Source organism: Actinoplanes nipponensis, assembly GCF_016862275.1.
Taxonomy (GTDB): Bacteria; Actinomycetota; Actinomycetes; order Mycobacteriales; family Micromonosporaceae; genus Actinoplanes; species Actinoplanes nipponensis.
The window spans coordinates 137,037-160,933 of sequence record NZ_BOMQ01000079.1 but is presented as its reverse complement, the minus strand read 5'-3'; the positions used below and the strand labels follow the sequence as shown (position 1 = coordinate 160,933).

Below are 23,897 nucleotides of genomic sequence, written 5' to 3'. Positions count from 1 at the left end.
GTCGTCAGTCAAATCCGAGCCGGGCACGCAGAACATCATGCACAACCCGCATGATGTTCTGCCCGAAACCCCCGGCCCGGATTGGACAGCCGCCACCCGCAACCGGTGCGAACAAGTTCGCCCCCGCCGGCCAAGAAAGGGCAGGACGCCTACTAGGAAGCGGCGCACGAAAGACTGCGGGTCACGGCTACGACAAAGGATCTTGAAGAAGATATACCGGCGAGTTGGAGCTCTGATGGTGTACACAGGATCCGCAAATTGGTATCTTAGTAGTTGTCCGGGAGGGGAAGGCAAGCCCCAGCCGAGACACCCCAAACCGCCAACCCGAAAAGGACCATCCAGTGGCCCAGGACAGCAGTGCCACCTCGCCCGTCGACTTCGAGACGCGGGTCGCGTACGTCGCCCTTTCGATCTTCGCCCCCGGCGCCTGGCCCTTTGACACCATCACGGGCGAAGGGCCTTCGGCCAAGCTCGCCGAACTCCCGCCCCCGGTCGCCAACCGCCGCCGAGAGACGGCGTCCGCCATGCTCTCCCGGGCCGACAGGTTGGGCATCCGCGCAATCGTCCCGGGTGACGACGAGTGGCCCCACCAGATCGCCGACCTCAACCACGACAACGCGCTGCGAGGTGCCCCGCTGTGCCTCTGGGCACGTGGAACCGGAAGGCTGCCCGACGTCCTTCGCCGGTCAATCCTGCTCACGGGTGCCGCTGCCGCCAGCGACACCGGTAAGCAACTCGCCCGGCAGATCGGCTACGAACTCGGCGACGGCCCCGGCGGATGGACCGTCGCCAACAGCGGGCGTTACGGTATCGACGCTTCCGCGATCAACGGCGCATCGATCGCGACCGACCGGGCTCCTCGACTGGTCATGCTGCCGCACGGGCTGGACCTTTACCGCGGCCTCGCTCGGCCCGAGTTCTACGAGGCGGTCGCGGCGGAAGGCATGCTGGTCAGCGCCGTTCCCCTCGGGGGCGAGTCGAGCCGGCCTACTCGGCTGGGCAGCTTGGAGGCGCTAGCCGCGATGACGGCAGCGACCGTCGTGGTAGAAGCGCCGATCCGCAGTCTGTGCCTCGCCGGGGCGCGCCGCGCCGCCATGCTGCGTCGGCCCGTCATGGTGTTCCCCGGATCTGAGCGCGACGCCGTGTCGGCAGGTAACCGACAGCTCGTCACGGAGGGAACTGCGCGCCTGGTCAGCGGTGGACCCGACGTGGCCTCCGTGCTCGCCTCCCTCTCGTAGCGCATCACTGCGGCTGGCGGGGATCGACGAATCCTTGATTCCCGCCAGCACTCACCGCGTTTCCATCACCCTCGCCCAGGGAGTACGAATGCAGGCGGCCCGTCGCGGGGATCTTGCGATCCTCCACATCACGACCCGCACCACTCGTTCAGCAGAAAACGACAGGACCAGGCTAGGGCTGGAACTCGCCGTCATCACCTCGATCACGAGGGACGGCCAGCCGAAGGCCGTCCGGCGCATCACCGGCCGCGCCGCCGCCGCAGCCCAAACCAAGCCCATCAGCCTCGACCGACTCCAGCCTCACGCCCTCCGGGTCATCCCGTCTGCGCAGTTGCGCGTGGCGGACGCCCTCACGGCGACGCTGGGCCGTCGTGCAGATCTGGCCACCGGTGAGCTTCCCGCCTACACCAGCCCGGTCGAGTTGCTGCGCGACCTGCACCCGTGGGTTGTCGGCTCGACGGACTGCCTGGCGGCCCTACGTGCCGCTGCGATCATGGAGGTCCGCGACGGCCGCGACCAGCGATGCGGCAGGTGCGGAGTCGCCACGTATGGTGACGGCCGCATCGTCACCGGCGCTGATGGCTGCCCGGTCGCCTACTGCGCCCCAGCCTGTCCGATCGAGGTCAACTTCACCACCGACTTTCCGGTCGGGCTGGAAGTTGTGATTACCGGAGGATTCGCTGCCGGGGCCATCGGCCGGATCGAGCGCGTCAGCGACGCGTATCCTCCCGACCTCGACGGAACCCGGCACTACGCCGGCCGCGCCTACGTGATGACTTTGCCGTACTGGGGTGAGCGTCAATTCACTGAGAGCATTGTCGAGCCCCGCGACGCGCGACTCATCGACCGCTACGCCGTGCGACGAGGTCGCTCAACCGCCTGACGGTGGGCTGCGCGGTCGCTCGGTCCACCGGACTTCGGTAAATCTGACCTTCAAAAGATCTTGGTGTTTCTCTAGCAACTTCTCTTGCCAGGGGTGGACACCCAACCGAAAAAAGGGTATTTTAGTAGTTGTCCGGGAGGGGAAGGCAAGCCCCGATCGTGCCACCCCAAATCACCACCGAGAGGAATCTGATGATTCTCTTAACCCAGAACGGCAGCATCTTCGCCACCGAGGACCGCCCTGGCTTCGCGTCCTTGCTGCTCCGGCTCATCGGCGCCAGCGGCGATGAGCCGCGTTCTGGCGCGGTCGAACTGGTCGAGGACGCCCGCCAGCACGTTCTCCGCGCGCTCGAAGTGACCGCGTGCCACCTGCCGCTCCACGACACCATCGCCCACGACGAGGTCACCCAGTGGACCCACGTCATCGACGTTGCCGACCTCGATGGTTTGGTCCTGCTGGACAAGCTCAGCGGGCCGCAGTGTGTCTTCGCCCCATTCGGTGCAGCGGCCGTTGCCGCCTGGCGAACGCTCGCCAGCCGTGCCGTGGCCTACCGCGACGGCCAGCTCCCCTGGCGCTTCGTCACCGACCAGGCCGAGCACACCATCCGGATCGCCCGCTGGATCTACGACGGCGGTTGCGCCCACACGTTCGGCCAACACTGAGCAACGCCCCTGGCCGGAACCTCGGACCCCGGCCAGGGGCACACGAAGTCGTTCATTGACATCTCAACAGTGACACCCGGTCATCACTTAGATGGATGCGTCCGCCTGAGTACCCGCCGCCCATGAGGCGACGGGCGAACACCAACCTGCACAACTGGTCCCGGCCCGGGAGGCAACCCGGACCGGGACCAGCCAAACCACGAACCATCCAATCGAAAGGGACCCAATCGTGGCTACGACCACCACACCGAGAAGAAAAGCTCGCCGAGCCTCCACCCCAGCCGACCCGCCGCCCACCGAGACCGAGCAGCCGCAGGCCGACACCACCACCCCAGCCGACCCGCCGCCCACCGAGACCGAGGAGGCGGATGACGAAGACGACGATGACGACGTACCCGAGTTGCCGGGTGACTACAAGGCACTTCGGGTGAAGCGGATCCTGCCCAACCCGAAGAACGTTCGCACCAACGCCCAGGCGTTGCCGGGAATCGTGCAGAACCTGGAGGAAGACGGGATCCGGGGACTGCTCGCGCCGCTGATCGTGATTCCCTACGGCACGCACCGCAACAAGCCGCGCTACCTCGCCGTCGACGGCGAGCAGCGCTACTGGTCAGCGGTCGACGCCAAACAGAAATATGTCCAGGCCATCATCCGTGAAGACCTGGCCGGGAACGTCGAGCAGATCGTCAGCATGCTGCGCCAGATTCACCGCACGGATCCCACGGCCCAGCAATTGGCCCAGGGTGTCGAGCAGCTGGCCCTGTACGGCCTGGATGACGACGAGATCGACCGGCGCACCGGCTACGGCATCGAGCGCGTCAAGGCCGCCCGGGCCGTCGCCAAGCTGACCGGTCCCGTCAGCCAACGTGCCCAGCAGTCCGGCTTGGACCTGACTCAGCAGGCCATGCTCTCGGAGTTCGCCGACACTCCGGACACCGTCGACCAGCTACTCGAAGAGGCCGAGGATGGCCCGTTCTCCTTCGCCCGTGCGGTCGAAGAAGTCCGAGCCACCAGAGCCAGGCACGCCACCGTCGAACAACGCCGCGCCGAACTAACCGACGCCGGAGTCACCCTGCTCGCCGACCGGCCTGACTACACCGATCCGAACGTCAAGCCGGTCCATGCCCTGCGTACCGAGGACGGCAAGCACATCAGCGACGACGACCACATCGCGTGCCCCGGGCACGCCGTCGCGGTGTACTTCCCGTCCTACAGCACCACCCTGGTCGAGCTGACCTACTGCACCGACTGGAAGGGCAACGGCCACACCGTCTACAGCTCCACCGGCACGCCGGTCCGCAGCGGAACCATGACCGAGGCCGAGAAGGCCGAGCGGCGCACGGTCATCGAGAACAACAGGGCGATGGAGGCCGCCAACACCGTGCGCCGCAAATGGGTCGCTGACCTGCTCGCAGGCACAGCCGAGCCCAAGGGCAGCAAGAAGTTGATCGCCCAGGAACTGGCGGAGTCGGGCTATCTGCTCGGAACCTGGGTCTCCGGTGGCCGCAAGATGCTGGACGATCTGCTGAACCCCGGCAAGATCAAGCGGCCGGGAACCAAGCGAGTGCCCGCCCGAGGTAGCGAGATGCGCTACACCATGATCGCCCTTGCCTCCGTCGTGGCCGCCCACGAGAGCGCGATCACCCGGACCACCTGGCGCGGCGAGAACGAGAGCACCGCACGCTACCTCCAGTGGTGCACCCTCAACGGCTACGAGCCCGGCAAGGTGGAACAACTCATCATCGACAAGGTCACGGGGAATATCACCAGCGCAGGCACAAGCCCGGCCCTGGCCCTCGTTCCCGAGACCACCGAAGACGTCAGCACTGCGGAAAGCATCGACGGCCAAAGCGCCGTGACAGACACGCCGGGAACGCTGGCCGACGACCAGGCGGAGCCGATCGCCGCCTAAGCATCACCTCGCCGGTCGAGGGTCGCCCTGACCCTCGACCGGCACCACATCACGACTCGTATCAACCTGCGTAGGTGGCCGCTCCGATTTCCGGCCGGTGGCCGGCGAACCAGCCTCCGGCTGGTGCCGGCCCTTGGCGGGCCGGAGTCGAGCGGCCTACGGCCGCGCTGCCCTTCCCTTTTCCGGCCACCAGGGGCTAACGCCCGGCAGTGTAGGTTCCGCTCGTCGGCCGTCAAATCCGTTCCGGGCTCCCAAAACATCATGCACACCCCACATGATCTTTTGGTCGAAACCCCCGGCCCGGATTGGACCGCCGACGCCCGGAACCGGGCGAACGAGTTCGCCCCCCGCCGTCCGAAAAAGGGCAGGACGCCCGAGCTAAGCGGACGAGTGCGGCCAGTCGCGCAGCTCACGCTCACAGGCTTACAAAAGATCTTGATAAATGTCCTGGTCCATGGTCGCCAAGGGTAGACACACAGACCAAAATAGGGTAACTTAGTAGTTGTCCGGGAGGGGAAGGCAAGCCCCGGCCGGACAGCCCCAAACCACCAACCCGAAAGGGAAGACATCGTGACGATCGTCGCCAACATCGACGTCAATCAGCAGTTCGCCACGACCCGCGCCGCGCAGTTCGAGGCGGCCAAGGACGCTTCCGCTGATTTCGACCGGCGCATTGCCGACGGCAAGCTCACCGCGATCGGCAACGGCCGGTTCCGGGTCACCGACCCGGACAGCTGGGACAACGGCGAGATCCTGCTCCGTCAGGCCGACGGGCAGATCCTCCCGCAGCACGGATTGGACACCACCACCGGCCGCGCCGCGCTCTACAGCACCACCCCGGCATGGCACGGCCTCGGCAACATCGTCCCGGGCGGCACCAGCGACATTGACGAGGTGCTCGACCTCGGAGGGATCAACTTCCGGGTGGAGCGGCGGCCCGTGCTGTTCCAGCCCGAACCCGACAGCTCACCGATCATGCTCGCGGACCAGTTCGTCAACTTCCGCGATGACACCTATGCCGGGCTCGGGGTGGTCGGAGCCCGCTACGAGGTGATCCAGAACCGGCAGGCGTTCGAGTTCCTCCAGGACCTCGTGGACGACTACGGCGTCATCTGGGAGTCTGCCGGAGCGCTGCGCGAAGGCCGCAAGGTGTTCGTGTCCATGCGCCTGCCGCAGACGATCACCATCGACGCCGAGGGCATCAACGACGAGATCGTGCCGTTCGTGGTGGCGATCAATTCCCACGACGGATCGAGCCTGTTCCAGAACGTCGTGACCCCGTGGCGGCCGCTGTGCGGCAACACCGAGCGATTCGCCGTCCGCGACGCGTACGCCCGCTGGGGCGTGCGGCACACCAAGAACGCCGCCGAGCGCATCGAGGAGGCCCGCCGCACCCTGAAGCTGTCCATCAAGTACTACGACGAGTTCGCCGCCGAGGAAGAGGCCCTGGCGCGTACTGATCTGGCGCTGGCGGAGTTCCACCAGGTGATCGGCCAGTTGTGGGCCGCGCCCGACGAGACCGCCCCGGCCAAGACCCTCAACAACCACGCCCGCCGCCTGGACGCATTGACCGACCTGTGGGCCGACAACACGGAGAGGCTGGGCCGCACCGCCTACGCCGCCGAACGTGCGATCACCGAGTACACCGACTGGAAGACGCGGATGCGTCCGACCGGCAACCTGCGCGGCAACAACCTGGCTGCGCGCGCCACCGCCGTACTGGAGGGCACCGCCGACGACAAGAAGAGCCAGGCTCACCGCCTGCTCTTGCAGCGTGTGAACCGCTGACCCACCCGCCGGGGTGGGCGCGGCCAGCGCCCACCCCGGCACCAACCACAGCGACCCGCCCTGGCGTCGCAACGCGTAGACCGCGTTGCGAGTGCATCGAGCACCCGCCCCGCGGGCTGCCGCTCGCCCCCCTTACGGCCGAACCACCAGACCTCACACCTGCACCGGAGAACCGCCATGTCATCACTCGCCGCCCGACTGCCCCACGGTGTGCGGCTGCCCACCACCCTGCAGCCGGAAGACGCCCTCGACCTCATCAAAGCCCTCGCCGCGCACTACGGATGCGCCCACCTTCTGCTCACCCCCGACGACGTCGAAGACCACCTCACCGCCAACCGCACCACCGCCGCCGGCCAGCACCGCCGGCGACTCAGCGCCGAGGAATGGACACGCCTCTACGGCACCGACGCCTGGCGGCACCTGCCCACCGCCGCCCACGCCGTCACCGCGCGCAACATCCTCAGCGCCATCCGACAAGCCGCCCTCGAATGCGTTCGATGCGCCACCCCGCTCACCGGGCCACCCACCGCCACCTGGGGACACTGCCCGGCCTGCCTGATCGATGCCGACATCGACGAGCTGCGCCACCGCCCCTGCCCCGCCGCCGGAGCCGACGCACCCCACCGCTGGGGGCCTCAAGTGTGCGACCAGTGCGGCATCCCCACCACCGACACCCCCACCAGCAGGCCGCGCCGACTCACCGCAGTCCCCGCCGCCGCCTGACCCCAAGCCTCATCCCTGGTGGTTAAAGGGCTGCCGACCGCTTGCCAACCCCCACCGGTCGGCAGCCCCACCCACCAGCAAACCCGGCCAAGAAGCGCCCGGGGGACTTTCTCCGTCCCGCAAAACGTGGTATCTTAGTAGTTGTCCGGGAGGGAAGGCAAGCCCCGACCGGACGGCCCCAAACCGCCAACCGAGAGGTCACCTCATGCTCGTCAACCACGCCGGTCCCTACGTCCCGGCGATCATCGACGGCATCAGCTACCGGCCCGGACCGGTCGCCTACCACGGCACCGACGACCACGAATCCGTCTGGCCCGGCCGTGCCGTTGTCGCGGGCGACTGGCCCCGGCCCCGGCCCGAGGAGTGCTCCAGCACCTACGCCACCCAGTGGCTCCGAAACGGACAGATCCTCGTGTGCACCGGATGCGGCCTCGACTGCTCCTGACGATTCCCGCGGCCGAGTGCCCACCAGGGCACTCGGCGGCCATCCGCGTGACAGCGCGCCCCGGGCACCGAGAGGACCACGGTAATGACCGACTTCACTGAGCTGGCAGAGATGCAATTTGCCCGAATCACCAGCACCGAGCAGCGTGCACTGCTGCGCCGGATCTTCTACACCCTCGAATACGACAGCGAGGGAGCGCCAGGCGTGGAGCATGACAGCGACGTCACGCAGGCGATCAGTGAGCTTTTCGGCGCCTACGGCGTCACCTTCACCAACCCCGACTTCGCACCCGCGCAGTTTCGGTACAACGACCACCGCGACACCCGAGGCCAGCAATGCCCCCACGCCCTGCAACCTGCGCCCCCACCCGACCAGTGGGGCGCCAAGATCGACCCGCCGTGGTGCCCGAACGGCCGTGTGGGCAGCGCCATCGAAGGTCACGCCCCGGACACCGAACCCGAGCCCGAACCAGCCGCCGGCCGAGCCTTCACGACGGCGCAGCCCACGCCCCAGCACGCCGACGATACGACGGCCGACCTGATGAAGCTTGACAACAGCGAGCCGACCGCCGTGGGCGAGACCGAGGTGGCGTCATGACGATCATCGGGCCCACCACCGACCTCACGCCGTTCGTCGACGCGCCCGTCGTGTTCACCCGTGAATTCGACGGCCGCATTCACCACTACGAAGGCACGTTCACCAGCCTGGCACACAGCCGCGATCACGTACGGCCCGAGTTCCGCCGTGACGACGCGGGCGGCATGTTCGAGTACGTCGAGAACGGCCAGCGCAAGTCCACCGGCATGCACGTGCCATACGGCTCAACCATCGAGGTGACGGCATGAGCACCCTGACCCGCAACACCGCCCTGTGCGGGCATCCCGAATGCGATCCGTTCCAGCGTCGCAACTCGATCCTCGACGACGAAGGCGACGTGGTCCTCTACAACGACTGCACCGGCGTGAAGTACATGTTCCGCGACACCGTGTGCCACGGGTTGATTCTGGGGCGAGGCTGGACCTTGATCCGCGAAGGTGAATCCGAACCGGCGGCCACCCTCAAGCACGTCGCCGATCGCGCATGGACCGCTTCCTGGCCGTCCGGGCGGGTGTTCCTGCGCCACGACACCGGTTACGGCCTGATCGCGAAGGTGGCGCGCAGGCTGCTAAAGCCGGCCAAGTGCTGCCACGAGGACAGGTAGCCCGACGCTCCGGGGAGCACTCCACCAGTTTATATGGTATCTTAGTTGTAGTTCGGGAGGGGAAGGCAAGCCTCGACCGGACGCCAAACCACCATCGGAAAGGAACCGACATGGTTGAGCCCACCGCTTCGGCCACCGAAGAGCTCGCCGCAGACACCGGCGACCGGCGCACGGCCCGGATCGAAGTCGAGAACTTCGCCACCACCCTCTATGTCCTCGACGGAACCGGCCGCAACACCACCCGCAGCAAGCAGCGGGCAAAGGTGGTGTGGAGCGAGCGCGACGGCGGGACCTGCATCGACGCCGCCGACAGCGCGCTGACCGACCTCGGTTACCAACGGCTCACCGACTGGACCAACCCCGACGAGCAGCCACCGTCGCACGCCATCGGCGACCGCAACGGCTGGCACTACACGACCGTCGTGCCACAGACGCCCACCCAGGCCTGAGCCTCTGCCCGGGGCGGCCGACCGGCCGCCCCGGGCAGATACCCGCCCGCACCGGACGTTCACGGCGTACCCCGAGGACCCCCGCGCTTTGTCCCCCGGGCGCCGCGCCGGCTGCGTGCCGGGCCGGATCCCGACGTGCATCGAGCACGCGGTCTCCGGGCTGCCGCCCGTCCCTCTCACCGTCGCGACCCACCAGCTGAACATTTTCAGCCTGCGCAACCGGACATCACCCGCCGAGGACGCGGACCAGCAACATCTCGCCCGCGTTCGACCCGACCGACAGTCCTTCTGCCCAATCGCGCCCACAAGGGCGCTGCCCACATCGAGAGGCATCAGTCATGAGTAAGTACGTCAACGCGGGCGGCTGGGAAGCAGAAATCCTAGCCCAATCCATCGGGTGACGATGATGTCGGCTCGTCCCCATGCCTCGTGACTCGCACCACCAGTGAGCCGCGGTGTCAGCGCCCTCGACGACGACCAGACTCTCGCCGTAGCGTGCGGCCAGCCCGTCGAGCGCGGCCTCCACCGTCGCCGGCCACGGCCACCGGCGACTCCCCACGCCAGCACCGGGGATCGCTCATCGCGAAGGCCATCACCGTTCTCCCTAGTCTGCGGATCGAGGCCGCACGTCATCATCCTCACCCGGGCGGGCCTTCAACGCTCCCGCCAGGAGCGTGGACCGCCGGACGATCGCGTCGAGGCTCGCCGGGCGGCTTGGGCCGCGACAAGCGAGGCGGCGCGAGCCGGCCGGCGAGCGGGAAGTGGCAGTTCCAGGGCTCTCACCGAGCCTGGACACTGCAGAATCATCGGCGGAATAATTTCGCGCATTTCTGTCGGCATGATGTACGGTCGACGCGTGGACGTGCTCTTTCCTCTCGGCAATCAGGCAGCGAACCCTCAGCTGCTGATTGCCGCGCGGGAAGCGCTCGGGCTGACCCAGGCCGAGCTCGCCGCGCGGCTCGGCGAGTTGTCGGGCAACCCGGCGAAGAGCAACCAGAGCTACGTCTCCCGGGTGGAGAAAGGGACGCTCCCGCTCATCGCTGACCGGCTGCAGCAGTTCGCCGTGGCCCTGGAGTCGACGCCGGAGTTCCTGGTCGCCGAGGCGAAAATGTGGTCGCTGGGCGAGGGCTGCTTGTACCACCGCAACCGTCGTACGACGAAGGCGTCGACCTTGCGGCGGCTGCATGCCCAGATCAATCTCGTCCGGCTGTACCTGACCCGCCTCGCGGTTGCCGCCGGGACGCCGCTGCCCACCTTCGCGGTGTCGCCGACCAGGGTGGAGGGTGTGGTCGGCCCGCAGACCGTCGCCGCCGGACTCCGCGCCGAACTCGGCCTGCCCGACGGCGCGATCGCGTCGGTCACGGCTGTGGCCGAGCAGCTCGGCGCGCTGGTGGTGCCGATGTCGCTGGGCGGCCGCGAGGTCGACGCGACCAGCCTGCATCCGCCCGGTGAACCACCCGTGTTCGTGGTCAACACCGATGCACCCGTCGACCGGCAGCGGTTCACCCTGACCCACGAGATCGCCCACTGTGTGTGCACACCGGGTGTCGGCGCCGACGCGGAGGACATGGCACAGCGGTTCGCCGCGGAATTCCTCGCGCCGTACGACCAGATCTACCCGGACCTGGCCGCGACCGCCGTCACACCGGCACGGCTGCTGCAGCTCAAGGTGAAATGGCGGATCTCCGCCGCCGCGGTGCTGCGCCGCTCCACCGATCTTGGCGTGATCACCGACTCCCGCTACCGGACGATCAGCGCGCAGACCTCGGCGCTGGGCTGGCGCACCGAGGAACCGGAACCGCTGCCGGCCGAGACCCCGCGCCTGGTCCCGGCGATCGTGCGGGCGGCGGTACGGGCGGCCGGATCGGTCGAGGCCGCCGCCGCGGCGGCCGGGACGACGCCGGCCCGATTGACGGGCCTGTTCGGTGACGCCGTCACCGACGCGATACCCCAGCAGGACGGGACATGACTGAGCCTGGCAACAAGGTGACGACCCGCACCACCACGGCCCGTGACGCCCTTCCCACCGAGCTGGTCCAGCAGCTGCAGTGGCTGGGCCGTCAGCCCCGGCCGGCGGCGCCGCCCGGAGCTGTTGGCGTGCTGTGCGACCGGGTTCTCGCGTACGCGGGCCCTCAGCACGTGGCGTCCGTGTTGCCGGTACTGCGCGGCACCGGCAGTGGCCTGGTGGTGGCCGGCCCGCGGCCCGGCAAGCCCATGCCCCGTGCCGCGGATTTCGACTACGACGGCCCGATCGTGCTGGACCCCGACGCGTACGGCTATCACCGGGCCACCCGGGATCAGCCGTTTCTGCTGCCGCGCGGCGGGTTCGCCGGCACCAACCCCACCCTGGACGACGTCCTGGACGCCCAGCTGCGGGCCGGGTATGCCGTGGCGTGCACCCCGACCGGCTACATCGGCGCTGGGGACACCGCGGCCCTGCTCGCCGCGGCGCAGCAGGTCAAGGCGCTCAACCGGACCGACACACTGTTCGTGGTCGCACTGGAGGTCTCGCTGCTCGACCGGACGTTCTTCGATCAGACCCGGGCAATCCTGCAGGACGCCGGCCACCCGGTCGCCCTCGTGCTCGGCATCAAGCAGGGCGACCCCCTCACCCACTCCAAGCGCATCATCCCCAACCTGCGCCTGCTGGCTGCCACCGTGCCGCTCATGCCCATCCGCACCGACTTCAACGCCCTCGACCTGATGGCGCACGGGGCGTTCGCCGCCGCGATCGGCACCGGTGGCAGCGTCCGCCACGCCGTCCCGCCACCGCGTAAGCCGATGGCGTTCGTCCGTGACGCGTCACCCAGCGTCCTGGTGCCCGAGCTGATGTGCTGGTGGAAGGGATCCAAGATCGCCATGCTGTGCGGTGCCGCACCCAGCCGATCCCCGCGATGCAGCTGCAACGTATGCCAGAACCAGCCACTGACCCGGTTCAAGTACAAGGAAGACCAGCCCGAGGCGATCGCGCACGCCGCCACGGCCTGGCAGAACATCGCGGCCGGGATGCTCTCCCAGGCGACGATGCGCGAGCGGGCCGAGTACTGGCGCAACATCTGCAAGGGCGCGGTCAACGAGCACCAGATGCTCGCCAACCGGGTCCGTCAGGTCGATCCGCTGCCGGTGCAGAAGCCCCTCGAGCAGTGGGCCGAGCTGCCGGCCTGGCGCACCGCCTGACACCCCTCGGCAGGGGCGGCGCCCGGGCTCGTTCTAGGCGTTGGGCTCGGCGCCGCGGGACACCTCTTCGGTGAACCACCACCATGCCGCGGTCGGCTGCCAGTCGGTGAACTTCTCCGGCTCGAGCACCACCGTCAGCGACTCGCCCTGGCGCAGCGCCACGCCGACGCCGTAGAACGACGCCTCGGCCAGCGCGACCTGTTCGTCGGCGGGCAGTTCGGGCACCACCATCAGCCGCTCGCAGTACATCGCGAACCTCGACGCCGCCCGCAGACTCTTGGCCCAGTCCGGGCCCTGGACCATGGCCAGCAACGGCATCACCGGAGGGGCGAACCGGCGGGTCACGCTCGTCGACGACCAGGTGACCATGCCCTCGGGCAGCCTCCGCAGCCGGCGCTGCGCGGCCGGCGCCAGCGCGGCGACCGGGACCGGCTGCTCGAGCGGCAGGCCCAACAGGGTGTCCAGCAGGTCGAGGGCGGGCACCGGCCCGATCGGGTGCGTCCGGCGCAACTGCTGTTGATGATGGTCCGGGCGATACGCGACCCATGCCCGGGTTCCGAACAGCCGCACCCTGGCGACGCCGATCTCGTGGTCCGCAGCCCGGGGCATCGTGGCCGCGAACCGCTCCAGCGTGGCCGCGACACTCATGACTCTGTCCCCCCGCCGGCGCCCCGCGCCGATTTCCGTGAGCCAAGATCGTGCACCAACCACTCAAGTCCTGTCCATGCACGCACGTCAGTAAACGCGTAAAGGACCCGGCGGTTGTGCCCGAATGCCGGCAGGCGCCTGACCAGACCGGCATCCACGAGAGCCATAAGCGGGGGCCGGAACACGCTGGTCGGAGCGCCGCACGAGTCGGCCACGTCCTTCACGCAGATCCCTCCTTCACCCGCAGCGAACAGCGCGAGCAGCAGCTCGAGCCGATGCTTGTTGCCGAAGACGGCCGAGGAGACATGCCTCGTCAGGTCCGCCGCCATCCTTCAAGAGTAGTGAAGCGCGATTCGCTACTCATGTCGCGGGTTCGGATGCGCATCACACGTTCGAGGGGGCCGACAACCCGGCGAGGAAACCTGCTGCCCGAGATCGACCGGCGCCGGGGACCGGAGAGGGCATCGTGAAACAAGATCCGTTCGACGCGCATCGGCGAGATCATGACTGCGGCCGGGTGCAGCCGGCCAGCCCTGCAGCGCCGATTACGTCACACCCCCGCTACATACTGCGAGGATGACGGAACTCGCCTCTGATCCGGCCGGTCCTGCTCTCCCGGCATATCTGCTGCGCTATCCCAACCCGTGGGGGCTAGAGCATCGCCGAGAGAAGGGCCTGGAGGAACTGCGGTACGTGGTTGCTCGGTGCCGCTTCGGCTACATCGGACTTCGGCTTGACGAGGTGCTGGAGATCGTTCGTCGGCTGGACGAGCAGCCGGCCGGCACCGCGTCGCTGCTGGTGGACGATCTCATCGACCGGATCGGCGCCATGACGATCGACGAGGTCGAGCAGCTGGTCGACGTCCTGCTCGACCTGCACCGGCGCGATATGCCCGGCTGGTGTCGCCTGGATCTGGATCGTGGGTTGCAACGTCTGCTGTTCCTGTTGCGTGTGCCGAAGGCGCACGACCTGGCTTATGAGTGCGCCCGAAGCGAGCGAACCTACCGGCGTTGGGCGGCGTACAAGTTCTACGGCGAACACGGGCTCGACGAGCGGGCGCGGCGCCTGCTGGCCGGCCAGGTTGCGGCGGGAACGATCGAGCAGCCGTCGAGCGCGGCGTACTCGTATTACCCGGGAGCGCTGGTAGCCAGGGACCAGACGCTGGTGAACCGGCTCGGCCTGGCGGCTGTCCTCGCGGTCGCTCCCACGACCCAGCAGCGGAAGGAAGCGATCGAGTTCGCGATGGCGCAGCTCGCGCCGGAGACCGTCGCCGGCATCTGCGAGGACTACCCGCAGGAACTGGTCTGGGCGGTTCGGTCCCAGGGCCGCACCGACTACCTGCCGATCATCATGGACATGGTTGATGACTACCGGGACGACCCATACCTACTGCACCGGGTGGTGGAATGCCTCACGCGGATCGGCGGAACCGCGGAGATTGACTACGCGGTCCACGTCGCGTCGAAGGTCCTCGAATCCGCCGCGGTTGAACTGTAGGGGTCGGCGCGCCGGTCGTGCACTCGGCTCGATGATCGTCCAGAATCCCGTCGCAACCGGGCGGGCGGGCCGGCCGGAGATGCCGAATCGTGGGCCCGGCTCCGGCACGGAGGGTGTACGGGTCAGCCAGCCGGATCTTCACGAAGCGACGCTTTGACCGGACTAAGGCGTGTTTCGTAAGTGCCGCTGAGGTCTGAAGTTGCGGCGTGGCGGTGATCGATAACTGAAGAGGTCTCCGGTATCTGGTTCTGCGACCAAGCAAGAACTTCATACCGGAGACCTCGTGGCCACCTTAGCGGTGACGAGGCGGCATGACCTGACCGACAGGCAGTGGGCTGTGCTGGCCCCGCTGCTGCCTGCCGCGTCGTCCACGGGCCGGCCGCCGAAGTGGGAGAAACGCCAGCTGATCGACGGGATCCGGTGGCGGATCCGGATCGGTGCACCGTGGCGTGACGTGCCGACGGATTACGCGCCCTGGCCGACGATCTACGGGTTGTTCCGCCGCTGGCAGCGTGACGGGACCTGGGACCGGATCCTGTCGGCACTGCAGGCCCAAGGCGATGCCCAAGGCCAGATCGACTGGACGGTCAGCGTGGACTCGATGACCAGCCGCGCCCACCAGCACGCCGCGGGTGCCCGCACCGACGGACATCTACAGAAGGAACCACCCGGCGGCGTCCACGACGAGCCGGCCGATCACGGACTCGGCCGTTCCCGGGGCGGGCTGACCACCAAAACGCATCTGGCCTGTGAACAGGGTCAGAAAGTCCTGTCGATGATCGTCACCGCCGGGCACCGCGGTGACAGCCCGCAGTTCATCCCGGTCCTGCGCCGCATCCGGGTGAACCGGCTCGGTATCGGCCGGGCCCGATCGCGTCCGGTCATGGTGCTGGCCGACAAGGCCTACACCAGCCGCGCCAACCGTCGATATCTGCGCTCCCGGGGGATCAAGGCCTGCATCCCCAGCAAGAGCGACCAGGACGCCCACCGCAAAGCAAAGGGCTCCCGCGGCGGACGCCCGCCGAAGTTCGACCCGCAGCTCTACCGGCTGCGCCACGCCGTCGAGAACGGCATCGCCCGCCTCAAACGCCACCGTGGCGTCGCCACCCGCTACGACAAGTTAGCCGTCCGCTTCCAAGCCGTTCTGACCATCACCATCATCGGCGAGTGGTTATGAAACACGCCTTAGCCGACCAGCCGCAGCTGCGGCCTCAACTCTCGCGAGCCCGCCCAGGCCCTCGATGGCTTTTCCCGGGGATGGTTCCAGGCAAGCCAACCTCGACCCACGCCATGACCCAGAAGCTCGGCCGCCACGGCATCAAGGTCCGCACCGCACGCAACGCTGCCCTCGCTGCACTCGCAGCCGATCTTCCCAGCCCGATCCTCGCCGACCTGACCGGCATGCACCGTCACACCGCCATCCGCTGGGTCCTCTACGCCAGACGCGACTGGGCCGAGTACCTCGCCGCCCGCGCTGAGGACGAAGCCGAGAAGCGGAAGTAGGAGGAGTAGCCGTGAGACTGGCAGCCTTGCGTATTCATGTGAGGCTAGTTCGGGGGCATATGTCCAGGGCAACCACTCAGTAACCGCCCTGTGTCCTCAAACTGACTGCGGCACCGACCGCGATGCGCTAAGTCGAGAACGGCACAGCCCTACTGGGTCGTGCGGAGTCGCAAGGATGGTGATGCAGTGAACACCACGGGCCCAACCCACATCGTCTTCACGCACGGAGACACGTTCTACGCGCCGCCCCCGCCTCCTCCGCCCCGGGTCGACGACAGGATCCGCGACGCTAGTGCCGCGATGGAGGCCAACCGCAGGGTCGAAGAAACGAACCGGCAGGTGCGCGAAATGGAGGACCGGAGGCGGGAGACCGAACATCGCCTGCAAGAGGAGAGGGACCGGCAGAGTCGGCAGCGGATGCAGGAGCAGCAGATACAAGAAGCGGAAAGGCAAGGCCGTGATTTACAGGAGGCTTCACGGCAGGCGCACGAGCGGATGCGCCGTAATGCGGAGGAATTGCGCAGTTTGGACCGCGACCTGACGCGCCTCCGTGAGGTCCACAGAGAGCTAGCCACGCTAGCCGATCCGCTGCCTGCACCCCGATCGTTGATTGATCAACACAGGTCGTGGTGGGGGTTGCGGTTAAACACGGGGCAGCTTGCCGGTCGCCTTGCCAGCCTGGCGCAGGCAAACCCTGAGTACGTTAGCCGGGTGCTTGCCGAACTTTCGGGTCGGCATGCCGGGGACACTGTGCTGCGGCTGGCGGACCAGCTGGAAGACGACCAGATCAAGTCCCTGAGTCAAAGCCCCGCCGGACGGCAGTTGCTCATTCAGATGCTTGGTCATCTGCACTATCCCCGTAGTGGCCGCATCACCTACAACATCATCCGAATCATCAATATTATGTCACCCAGCCACCAACGCCTGCGAGAAGAGCCGTGGGTCAGCGACCCACGGGTCCAGGCTGCGTTGGAACGCTCCGGAACTAGCCTGCAGCGGGCGGAGCTCGGCGCTGACTCATACATCTTCGATGAGTACGCCGTGGTCATCAACGAGATCCCACGTGAGCTCGATTTGTCACGCTTGGTGACCGCTATGGCTGCAGGGATCAACGAGTTCGCCGAGTCCTCCCGTTTCGATATGTTGACGCGCTTTCAGCGGCGAGCTGCGGATCGACCGCCCACCATCGGAGAGCTGATCGACATCGACATCTCAGGCCCGGACGATGGCACGGTCATGCTGGTCGAGCTGACCGACAGCCGATTCGTATACCAAACCGTGGCGACGTCGCCGCATGAGACCGGGGCACATCCGGAGTTCGGCGCCCGCGAGTTCGGGATCGAACGGTTGGACGGCGACAGTGCGATTCTCTACACCCGAGGTTTCTCTCGCGGGGACTGGCTCATCAAGGCCGCCAACGAATTTACCGGGCCGGTCAGCATCCCGTCGATGCTGCAGCGTTGGGCGTGGCAGTCGCTCCTCGACGGTGCGAGTCATGCCATCGGCCGCCAATGGCCCATTCGCACAGCACCGGCTACTTGGTGGTTCGTTGGCTACGACGAACCTCGTTGAACGGTGAAGCCCAACTCGCCGGTCACGACTGAAGGGGAATAGCGCACGGTCGGAATAACCCCCTCACGCCAGTAGTTCTGGCGCTGGAGGCAGGCTGCTGCCCGCAGCCACCCGCGACCGGGTCGGGACGACAGCTGATCTACGCGACGGCTCTCGAGGACGCCGCGCCAGTCGAGGAGGAGCCAGCCCACGCGTTGATACACGGGCGGCAGTTCAAGCACGCTCTCGACGAGGACGGCGTCCATCAATCAGCCGGCGCCGTTCGAGTTCCGTGGGTCGCCGTTCCTCCCGTGGTCACCGCGGTTCGGGTGATGGAACGGCTCAGCCAAGGGACCCGGCTGCTGTTCGACGCGATGGCCGAGGACCGCCGCTCCATCGAGGTCCGCACAGGCCGCTCGCTTTCACCGGTCACGGTCCACAACCGGGTCAAGGCGTTCATCGAGTGGGTCAACCAGCACGCCCGGTCACGCGGGCGCGAAGCCGAGGCCATCCCGGCGGACGCCCACGGCGCCATCAGCCTCGGCCGGTTCCGGCGCACGCTCGCCTGGCACATCGCCCGGCGCCCCGGCGGGCTCGTCGCCTTGGCGGTGCAATACGGCCACCTCCGCACCCTGATCAGCGAGGGCTACGCCAACCCTCGGGAAATGCATCAGGCGGGCGAGAAAACGCAGGCCACCAGGTCGCTGGATGGCCAAGCGGGACATCTAGCGGCCTTGGCCATGGCGTCTTGAGCAGCGAGTTTGCCAGAGCGAACCCGTTTGATGCAAGATCTGCTCTCCAGAAGGGATGGCCTGGAGGATGCAGCAGCGCAGAGTGGGGCTCGCGGAAGCGGCTCATATGGAGCTCGTCTCGGGCGTCGTCCAGTTGCGTCCCGAGGACGCGATGGTCGAGGCGATGCTGCGGGGCTGGCGCGATCAGCAGACGGCACGAGGGTTGAAAGAGGACACGATCGTGCCCCGGGAGCGGCTCGTTCGGCGCTTCCTGGAGTTCACCAACGACTATCCGTGGTGCTGGACACCCGGCCACATGGACGAGTGGTCCTTGAGCCTGACGGCCGAGCTTCACCTGGCCCCATCCACCATTCGCAGCTACCAGTGCACGATCCGGCAGTTCAGCGAGTTCCTGATCGACGGCCGCTACGGATGGGCCGTCGCCTGCGAGCGGGAGTTCGGGCCCGGACAACATCCGGTCGCGATCGCGCACGAGTGGAACACAATCGCGCACCTCAACGACTACGAAGGCAATCCCGAGGCGCGCCCGTTCACTCGCGCCGAGTTGCAGAGGTTCCTGGATTACGCCGATGATCAGGTGGACCGGGCGGTGAAGGTGAAGCGGAAGGGTGCGCTGGCCGCCTACCGGGACGCCACCCTCTTCAAGGTCATCTATGGATGGGGGTTGAGGCGGACCGAGACGGCCAAGCTTGATCTGGTCGACTTCGGCCGGAATCCGGCCGCGCCGGAGTTCGGCTCGTACGGCATGCTGAACGTCCGCTACGGCAAGGCCAAACGGGGCCAGCCACCGCGGCGGCGGAACGTCGCTTCCGTGATGGATTGGGCAGTCGACGCGGTCGCCGACTACGTCGAGAACGTCCGGGCCCGGTTCGGATGCGAGGATCATCCGGCCCTGTGGGTGACCGAACGCGGTGGCCGGGTGAAACCGGCCGAGATCAATGCCCGGTTCGTCGCCTACCGTGACGCGCTCAAGCTGCCGGCGGTCTTGGTGCCCCATTCGCTACGGCACTCGTACGTGACCCACCTGACCGAGGACGGGGTCGACCGTAGATTCATTCAGGCCCAGGTCGGCCACGAGAATGACAGCTCGACGGCCGTATACACCCACGTCAGCGACGACTTCATGAACGCGGCGCTACGGCGTGCGCTCACACCCGCGCTCGGCGCCGAGAACGATGGCACTGCACGGAAGGGACGACGATGACGGCCAAGCTCGACTACCGGTGGCATCTGCGGCAAGTGATGGCGACCCGGAACATGTTCTCGACCACGGACCTGCTCGCGCCGCTGGCCGACCGGGGAATCAAGTTGTCGTCTTCCCAGGTGTACCGGCTGGTCGTCGATCGCCCCGAACGGCTGAGCCTGAAGATCCTTATGGCTCTGCTCGATATTTTGGACTGCACGATGGAAGAGCTGATCGAACCCTTCCCGGTCGCCGGTCAGGCCAAGAAGAGGAAGGCGGTCGGTGAGGAGACCGGGGTCGGCGAACTGCGACCCAAGCGGGCCCGGATCGCACCGACCAGCGAATGAGCGCTGCTCTGGTCGCCGAGGTCATCGCTGATCCAACAGGCCTGGTCGTCCGGCTCGTGACCGCTGTCGAGCCGACACTGACCGCTGCATCCATTCGCGAAGAAGTCGCCAAGATCGCTGGTGGACGGGCCAAGAGCCGGCGCCTCGCCCAGAACCTCCTGACAGATCCGACGATGCTCACCAGCGGAAGGCCTCCCATTCCGTGGGCGGTGGGCCAACTGCTGCTGGGCTTACGCGCCGCCGGCGCGACGGCCATCGCCGCGCCCTGTTGCGGCGAGTGCGGTCGGACCGTCTCATACTTGATCAGCCGGAAGGGGTGCGTGATCTGCTCGCCTTGCCGGGACAAGCCCGAGACCTGCGCCAAGTGCGGGGAGGAAAGACGAGTCTGCACCCGGGACCGGCACGGCCTCCCGCGCTGCGAGCACTGCCCTGACCTTGATGACGACCCGGTGCGCCTGCTCACCCTCCTGATCACCGAACTCGAGCCCGCCCTCAACGGCCGGAGTGTCCTCGATGCTCTCCACCGGGCCACCGTCCGTCCCGCGGGACAAAGGCGTCTGGCGTGGGCGATCCTGGACAACCCTGAGTTGCTCACCGGCGCCGGCTCCCTGGCCCCGGTGCCCGCGGTGCTGCGGTTCATCGACGAGCTGATCAAAACCGGGGCGGCCAAGGTCCTCCCGCCGTCCTGTCCGCGCTGCCAGCGGGTCGTCGCGCTCTCCAAACAGCTTGATGGACATCGGATCTGCCGGAACTGCTTCGCCAAGACCCGGGCCGTGGCCTGTTCACGCTGCGGCAGCGTCCGAGAACCCGCTGCCCGCGACCCCGGCGGCGGACCATTGTGTCCCAACTGCCTGGTCAACGACCCGATCAATCTGGAGGACTGCTCCGGCTGCGGGCAGCGCCGCCGCGTCGCGGCTCGCACCGCGGCCGGCCCGTTCTGCCAGAACTGCCGTCCTCGACCGATCGCGACCTGCGGAATCTGCGGCCGTGACGCGTACTGCGAGATGTCCCGGGCCACGGGTCAGCCCTGGTGCGACAACTGCCAACACCGGTGGATGCGCTGCAGTGGTTGCGGCACTACCGCCCAGCTTCGCGGCGGCACGCTCGATCAACCCTTGTGCGCGAGATGCGTCAACCCCGACCCCGATTTCTGGGATCGATGCTCAACCTGCAAGACAACCTGGGTGCTGAGCCCGCGGCCTTGCCAGCGGTGCGTCCTCGGTCAGGACCTCCGGTCCCTCCTCGCGGAGGACCCCGGACACATCAACGACGATCTGGCGCACCTGCAAAGAGCACTGACCGAGGTCGAGCGACCCGACGTCGCCATGGCCTGGCTGCGACGTCCCCACGTCCGGCAGCTCCTCGCCGGGATCGGACGTGATCCGCGCACCATCTCCCACGACATCCTCGACGAGCTGCCGTCCAGCAAGAAGCTCGACCACCTGCGCAATGTTCTGGTCGCCAGCGGAGCGCTGCCCGAACGCGACGAACGGCTTGCCGTGCTGGAACGATGGACGGCCACCACGCTCGCCGCCCGCGCCGACCCCCACGAACGCCAGATCCTGCACGCCTACGCGATCTGGCACCACCTGCGGCGACTGCGTCGACGGCTCAATGGAGTCCACGCCACTCACCTGCAGTGCCTGAACATCCGGTCCCACGTCACGGCCGCGACCAACCTCCTCGACTGGCTGACCGACAGCGGCCTGACCCTTTCGACCTGCACCCAGGCCGACCTCGACCGATGGTCGACCGACGAGGTCAGCTATCGCCACGAGACGGGACACTTCGTCCGCTGGGCCCTCGCCCACCGGCACGCCCGCGGCCTCACCTTTCCCGCCGCCCGTTGGCAAGGACCGGCCGGCCCCCTCGACAGCGAGAAACGGTGGAACGACGCGCGACGGCTCCTGGGCGACACCACGCTCAAGCCCTCCGACCGGGTCGTCGGTCTCCTCCTGCTGCTCTACGCACAGAACCTCAGCGTGATCAGCCGCCTCACCACCGAGCACGTCAACACCCACGGGAACCGCGTCGAACTCCTGCTCGGCAGCTCACCAGTCGTGCTCCCCGAACCACTCGCCGACCTCGTCCTCGAACTGGTCGAGACTCGCAGGGCCAACACCATCCTCAACAAGACCGCCGACCCCCCCCTGGCTGTTTCCCGGCCGGCGACACGGCCAGCCCCTCAGCCCCGACTACCTCGGCCAACGACTCAAGAAGATCGGCATCCACGCCGGCCGCGACCGCTCCACAGCCCTGTTCGGCCTCGCCACAGAGATCCCCGCCGCCATCCTCGCCCGCGTGCTCGGCATCCACATCAAGGTCGCCGTCGCCTGGCAGCAAGCATCCGCCGGAGACTGGATGACCTACGCCGCCGACGTCGCCCACCGAAGAACCGTTCCGGAGTCCTGAGGCCGCCGGGAGCCAACCGCGCCCACTGGAGAGTGGCACGTACAGTGACTGCCTCCCTGGTCGGCGCGCGATGCAGCGGCATGAGCGGATGTCAAGATCGTCGTTTGGTCGAACGTAGCGCGCATATGACGCCTCGATGAGCGCGTAGGGAATGCAACTGGCCGGCAGCGGCCAGCCTTGACATTGCAGGGACCATCGATGGTGACCAGCGGCTACAGAGGAGGCAACGATGACCGCAGCGTGGGTAGCGGTTGTGTCAGCTTGATTGTTGCGCTGCTTTCATCGTTCTTGACCTATCAGACAACCAGGAGGCTCTCGGGACGTGCGAATCAACTCGCTCACGTCAGTCGGCAGATTAGCCAGCTCTACGGACCGATGCATGCCCTTTCGAGGGCTTCCGAGTCATCATTCCAAGAATTCCGTGAGAAATACGGTCCCGATCGTCGGCATCTTCTGGATGATCCAGTGAGCCATCCGACAGTTAAGGAGATTGAGGGGTGGAAATATTGGCTAGAACACGTCTTCATGCCTCTCAATAGGAGGATGCTTGAAACACTACTGTCGAACACCGACTTGATTGAGGGGGACCAAATCCCGGAGTGCCTGCTATCTTTCTGCGCGCATGTCAACGGTTACGAGGTCGTCCTGGCGCGATGGGCGGAAGGTGACGAAACAGAACTCACGTCCGTGATAGATCATCCGGGTGATAGCTTGCACGAGCACATAGCAGGCATGTATCGCCAGCTGAAGCGCAGCCAGGTTGATCTTCTCGGTACGTAGCCCACGAGCCGAGATGTGTGAATCGCCGTCGTAGGTCACGCTGAAGCAGGTGAGCCCCGGTATCCTGGAACTTATACGTTAAAGACCAATCGTGTAGTTGAGGATGTAAGTGAATAAACGGTCGCGCGTGATGCGTACTCAGCGAGCCGACCAGCCGGGCTCCGCCGCGGCTGAGGAAAAACTTGATCCTTCCACGTCAAATGCAGAATTGAGTCGACTGGCCGAACTCGACTACAAGACTACCTTTGACGCCTGGCGGCAGTTAGTGGATATCCGCTTCAAGCTTATTGCGCTCGTGCCCACGGGCAGTATGGTAGGCGTTGCGCAGGTACTTCCTTGGCCGGCATATGCCGCAGGCATGCTATTCCTGTGCGGAATCACATTGTACGAGATCAGGAATACGCAGGTCCACGATGCTTTAGGCAAACGCCTCGTTCAATTGGACGGCGAGTTTGCTAACCTCGAATCCACACCGCGGCCCGCGGGCGGGGGACCATTTTCGACTCGCCCCAGTGGACGACTGCGACTGTTCGGCGTATTCAGCGTATGGCACAACCGCGCGATAGCGATCGTGTACGCAACTAGCATTGCCGCCTGGACGTGGCGTTTGTTAGCGTCATGGAGAATCAATATCCATTTCGCGTCGAATGGTCGGGGTTTGGCGGCGCTGGGCGCGGCCATCATATGGATGATGACGTACCGGGAGATCATTCGACTTTCCAAGAAGAGCGATTAATGTATCGACG

Annotated in this window: 25 protein-coding genes; 23 read left to right on the top strand and 2 right to left on the bottom strand. The window is 66.8% G+C overall.

Annotation, left to right across the window (positions count from 1 at the left end; all coding sequences use genetic code 11):
* Window positions 1-341: 341 nt before the first annotated feature.
* From Ani05nite_RS33655 to Ani05nite_RS33595, 13 genes are all read left to right on the top strand, one after another.
* Window positions 342-1,238: a DNA-processing protein DprA gene (locus Ani05nite_RS33655; protein WP_203775063.1), complete on the top strand. Its 897-nt coding sequence runs from the start codon at window positions 342-344 to the stop codon at window positions 1,236-1,238.
* An 88-nt stretch (window positions 1,239-1,326) separates the two neighbouring features.
* A complete protein-coding gene (locus tag Ani05nite_RS33650) occupies window positions 1,327-2,121 on the top strand; it encodes a hypothetical protein (RefSeq protein ID WP_203775061.1) in 795 nt (264 codons plus the stop codon).
* A gap of 191 nt (window positions 2,122-2,312) precedes the next feature.
* Window positions 2,313-2,783 (top strand): hypothetical protein, encoded by a 471-nt coding sequence (locus tag Ani05nite_RS33645; protein ID WP_203775059.1) that lies wholly within the window; start codon window positions 2,313-2,315, stop codon window positions 2,781-2,783.
* A gap of 229 nt (window positions 2,784-3,012) precedes the next feature.
* A complete protein-coding gene (locus Ani05nite_RS33640; protein WP_203775058.1) occupies window positions 3,013-4,695 on the top strand; it encodes a ParB/RepB/Spo0J family partition protein in 1,683 nt (560 codons plus the stop codon).
* Window positions 4,696-5,265: 570 nt separating this feature from the next.
* Window positions 5,266-6,483 carry a DUF932 domain-containing protein gene (locus tag Ani05nite_RS33635; RefSeq protein WP_203775056.1) on the top strand — a complete coding sequence of 406 codons (1,218 nt, stop codon included), beginning with the start codon at window positions 5,266-5,268 and terminating at the stop codon, window positions 6,481-6,483.
* Window positions 6,484-6,660: 177 nt separating this feature from the next.
* On the top strand, window positions 6,661-7,206 hold the full coding sequence (locus Ani05nite_RS33630; protein ID WP_203775054.1) for a hypothetical protein: 546 nt from the start codon (window positions 6,661-6,663) through the stop codon (window positions 7,204-7,206).
* A gap of 205 nt (window positions 7,207-7,411) precedes the next feature.
* Window positions 7,412-7,651, top strand: coding sequence for a hypothetical protein (locus Ani05nite_RS33625; protein WP_203775053.1), 240 nt, complete (start codon window positions 7,412-7,414; stop codon window positions 7,649-7,651).
* A gap of 84 nt (window positions 7,652-7,735) precedes the next feature.
* Window positions 7,736-8,248 (top strand): hypothetical protein, encoded by a 513-nt coding sequence (locus tag Ani05nite_RS33620; protein WP_203775052.1) that lies wholly within the window; start codon window positions 7,736-7,738, stop codon window positions 8,246-8,248.
* Window positions 8,245-8,496, top strand: coding sequence for a hypothetical protein (locus Ani05nite_RS33615; protein ID WP_203775051.1), 252 nt, complete (start codon window positions 8,245-8,247; stop codon window positions 8,494-8,496). Before Ani05nite_RS33620 ends, Ani05nite_RS33615 begins: the two co-directional genes overlap by 4 nt.
* Window positions 8,493-8,852: a hypothetical protein gene (locus Ani05nite_RS33610; protein ID WP_203775050.1), complete on the top strand. Its 360-nt coding sequence runs from the start codon at window positions 8,493-8,495 to the stop codon at window positions 8,850-8,852. Before Ani05nite_RS33615 ends, Ani05nite_RS33610 begins: the two co-directional genes overlap by 4 nt.
* Before the next feature lie 110 nt (window positions 8,853-8,962).
* Window positions 8,963-9,301 carry a hypothetical protein gene (locus Ani05nite_RS33605; protein WP_203775049.1) on the top strand — a complete coding sequence of 113 codons (339 nt, stop codon included), beginning with the start codon at window positions 8,963-8,965 and terminating at the stop codon, window positions 9,299-9,301.
* Window positions 9,302-10,157: 856 nt separating this feature from the next.
* On the top strand, window positions 10,158-11,270 hold the full coding sequence (locus Ani05nite_RS33600; RefSeq protein WP_203775048.1) for a helix-turn-helix domain-containing protein: 1,113 nt from the start codon (window positions 10,158-10,160) through the stop codon (window positions 11,268-11,270).
* The gene (locus Ani05nite_RS33595) at window positions 11,267-12,478 is read left to right on the top strand and encodes a hypothetical protein (RefSeq protein ID WP_203775047.1); all 1,212 of its coding nucleotides are present in this window, start codon (window positions 11,267-11,269) and stop codon (window positions 12,476-12,478) included. Before Ani05nite_RS33600 ends, Ani05nite_RS33595 begins: the two co-directional genes overlap by 4 nt.
* A 33-nt stretch (window positions 12,479-12,511) precedes the next feature.
* Here Ani05nite_RS33595 and Ani05nite_RS33590 read toward each other — a convergent pair whose 3' ends face one another.
* Window positions 12,512-13,126: a hypothetical protein gene (locus Ani05nite_RS33590; RefSeq protein ID WP_203775045.1), complete on the bottom strand. Its 615-nt coding sequence runs from the start codon at window positions 13,124-13,126 to the stop codon at window positions 12,512-12,514.
* Window positions 13,123-13,455: an ArsR family transcriptional regulator gene (locus Ani05nite_RS33585; protein ID WP_203775043.1), complete on the bottom strand. Its 333-nt coding sequence runs from the start codon at window positions 13,453-13,455 to the stop codon at window positions 13,123-13,125. Before Ani05nite_RS33585 ends, Ani05nite_RS33590 begins: the two co-directional genes overlap by 4 nt.
* A gap of 247 nt (window positions 13,456-13,702) precedes the next feature.
* Between Ani05nite_RS33585 and Ani05nite_RS33580 the strand changes: the two genes are divergently transcribed.
* The 10 genes from Ani05nite_RS33580 (at window position 13,703) to Ani05nite_RS33535 (ending at window position 23,887) form a co-directional block, all read left to right on the top strand.
* Window positions 13,703-14,623, top strand: a complete 921-nt coding sequence (locus Ani05nite_RS33580) for a P-loop NTPase family protein (protein WP_203775041.1) — start codon at window positions 13,703-13,705, stop codon at window positions 14,621-14,623.
* Window positions 14,624-14,906: 283 nt separating this feature from the next.
* Complete coding sequence (locus Ani05nite_RS33575) at window positions 14,907-15,800, top strand: IS5 family transposase (RefSeq protein WP_203775039.1); 894 nt, start codon at window positions 14,907-14,909, stop codon at window positions 15,798-15,800.
* Between the two features lie 113 nt (window positions 15,801-15,913).
* On the top strand, window positions 15,914-16,126 hold the full coding sequence (locus Ani05nite_RS33570) for a hypothetical protein (protein ID WP_203775037.1): 213 nt from the start codon (window positions 15,914-15,916) through the stop codon (window positions 16,124-16,126).
* Between the two features lie 186 nt (window positions 16,127-16,312).
* Window positions 16,313-17,698 (top strand): hypothetical protein, encoded by a 1,386-nt coding sequence (locus Ani05nite_RS33565; RefSeq protein WP_203775035.1) that lies wholly within the window; start codon window positions 16,313-16,315, stop codon window positions 17,696-17,698.
* 311 nt (window positions 17,699-18,009) lie between these two features.
* The gene (locus tag Ani05nite_RS33560) at window positions 18,010-18,429 is read left to right on the top strand and encodes a hypothetical protein (RefSeq protein WP_203775033.1); all 420 of its coding nucleotides are present in this window, start codon (window positions 18,010-18,012) and stop codon (window positions 18,427-18,429) included.
* Window positions 18,430-18,496: 67 nt separating this feature from the next.
* Complete coding sequence (locus Ani05nite_RS33555; protein ID WP_203775031.1) at window positions 18,497-19,633, top strand: tyrosine-type recombinase/integrase; 1,137 nt, start codon at window positions 18,497-18,499, stop codon at window positions 19,631-19,633.
* Window positions 19,630-19,959 carry a helix-turn-helix domain-containing protein gene (locus Ani05nite_RS33550; protein ID WP_203775030.1) on the top strand — a complete coding sequence of 110 codons (330 nt, stop codon included), beginning with the start codon at window positions 19,630-19,632 and terminating at the stop codon, window positions 19,957-19,959. The genes Ani05nite_RS33555 and Ani05nite_RS33550 overlap by 4 nt, the downstream gene beginning before the upstream one ends.
* A complete protein-coding gene (locus tag Ani05nite_RS33545) occupies window positions 19,956-22,511 on the top strand; it encodes a hypothetical protein (RefSeq protein WP_203775029.1) in 2,556 nt (851 codons plus the stop codon). Before Ani05nite_RS33550 ends, Ani05nite_RS33545 begins: the two co-directional genes overlap by 4 nt.
* 58 nt (window positions 22,512-22,569) lie before the next feature.
* Window positions 22,570-23,151, top strand: coding sequence for a hypothetical protein (locus Ani05nite_RS33540; RefSeq protein ID WP_203775028.1), 582 nt, complete (start codon window positions 22,570-22,572; stop codon window positions 23,149-23,151).
* 109 nt (window positions 23,152-23,260) lie between these two features.
* Window positions 23,261-23,887 (top strand): hypothetical protein, encoded by a 627-nt coding sequence (locus tag Ani05nite_RS33535; RefSeq protein WP_203775027.1) that lies wholly within the window; start codon window positions 23,261-23,263, stop codon window positions 23,885-23,887.
* Window positions 23,888-23,897: the final 10 nt, after the last annotated feature.